Here is a 2053-nt window from a genome sequence, read left to right as displayed (position 1 = left end):
TACCTTCTCCCGAAGTTACGGTATCAATTTGCCGAGTTCCTTCTCCAGAGTTCTCTCAAGCGCCTTAGAATACTCATCTCGCGCACCAGTGTCGGTTTGCGGTACGGTCGTGTGTAGCTGAAGCTTAGTGGCTTTTCCTGGAAGCAGGGTATCACTCACTTCGTCTGCAAGCAGACTCGTTATCACCCCTCATCTAAGCCCGGCGGATTTGCCTACCAGGCACGACTACAGGCTTGAACCAACATATCCAACAGTTGGCTGAGCTAACCTTCTCCGTCCCCACATCGCACTACACATCGGTACAGGAATATTGACCTGTTTCCCATCAGCTACGCATCTCTGCCTCGCCTTAGGGGCCGACTCACCCTACGCCGATGAACGTTGCGTAGGAAACCTTGCGCTTACGGCGAGGGGGCTTTTCACCCCCTTTAACGCTACTCATGTCAGCATTCGCACTTCTGATACCTCCAGCACCCGTTACCAGGCACCTTCACAGGCTTACAGAACGCTCTCCTACCACTTGCAATAAATTGCAAATCCGCAGCTTCGGTAACTGGCTTAGCCCCGTTACATCTTCCGCGCAGGACGACTCGATCAGTGAGCTATTACGCTTTCTTTAAATGATGGCTGCTTCTAAGCCAACATCCTGACTGTTTTAGCCTTCCCACTTCGTTTCCCACTTAGCCAATTTTAGGGACCTTAGCTGGCGGTCTGGGTTGTTTCCCTCTTGAGTCCGGACGTTAGCACCCGGTGCTCTGTCTCCCAAGCTGTACTCTGCGGTATTCGGAGTTTGCATAGGTTTGGTAAGTCGCCATGACCCCCTAGCCTAAACAGTGCTCTACCCCCGCAGGTAATACTTGAGGCACTACCTAAATAGTTTTCGGAGAGAACCAGCTATTTCCAAGTTTGTTTAGCCTTTCACCCCTATCCACAGCTCATCCGCTAGTTTTGCAACACTAGTCGGTTCGGACCTCCAGTACCTGTTACGGCACCTTCATCCTGGCCATGGATAGATCACTTGGTTTCGGGTCTACACCCAGCGACTGGACGCCCTATTCGGACTCGATTTCTCTACGGCTCCCCTATTCGGTTAACCTTGCCACTGAATGTAAGTCGCTGACCCATTATACAAAAGGTACGCAGTCACCCTTTCGGGCTCCTACTTTTTGTAAGCATGCGGTTTCAGGATCTATTTCACTCCCCTCCCGGGGTTCTTTTCGCCTTTCCCTCACGGTACTGGTTCACTATCGGTCGATGATGAGTATTTAGCCTTGGAGGATGGTCCCCCCATATTCAGACAGGGTTTCTCGTGCCCCGCCCTACTTTTCTCTAGCTCAGTACCACCAGTCGGTTTTCACATACAGGGCTATCACCTACTATGGCCGGACTTTCCATTCCGTTTTGTTAACCGTCTGACTATCACTAGAAGGCTGTTCCGATTTCGCTCGCCACTACTTTCGGAATCTCGGTTGATGTCTTTTCCTCTGGGTACTTAGATGTTTCAGTTCTCCAGGTTCGCCTCGCATACCTATGTATTCAGTATGCGATACCCTTGCGGGTGGGTTTCCCCATTCAGAAATCTCCGGATCAAAGCTTATTTGCCAGCTCCCCGAAGCTTATCGCAGGCTATCACGTCTTTCGTCGCCTATCATCGCCAAGGCATCCACCACATGCTCTTAGTCACTTGACCCTATAACTTTGATCTCTCTTGCGAGATTTCGCCGTTTTCTTTCAAGGACTTGCGAGGTCTTTCACCTCGCGCGTTATGCCGTAATGTGAATGATTCTTTGACATTGCTGTCAGAGAAAGATTCGTCATTACTTGAATAAAACAAAGTTTCATTCGTTTTGACGCAATCAAAATGTTGCTGACGGCACGGTGAGATTGAAATCTCTTTCCGCCAGCAACGCTGATTTCGACTCTATGAATTTTTAAAGAACAGCCGATTGATAGTTGGATAACTATCAACACTAAAGCAGTCTCACACGAGACTGCTTTAGTGTTGAGTCAAATATTATAGCACGCTTTTTTCGCGCTTTTCTCATCCTGCAAG

General features: G+C 49.2%; 1 rRNA gene. It reads right to left on the bottom strand.

Annotated elements, in window-relative coordinates:
• Nucleotides 1–1690, bottom strand: a 23S ribosomal RNA gene (locus tag ACF8ML_RS12650); the annotation flags it as partial.
• Nucleotides 1691–2053 lie beyond the last annotated feature (363 nt).

Origin of the sequence: Delftia sp. WSY_10 (genome assembly GCF_043104705.1) — a bacterium.
In the GTDB taxonomy this organism is placed as follows: domain Bacteria; phylum Pseudomonadota; class Gammaproteobacteria; order Burkholderiales; family Burkholderiaceae_C; genus Comamonas; species Comamonas tsuruhatensis.
This window is presented reverse-complemented; position numbering and strand designations above follow the sequence as displayed.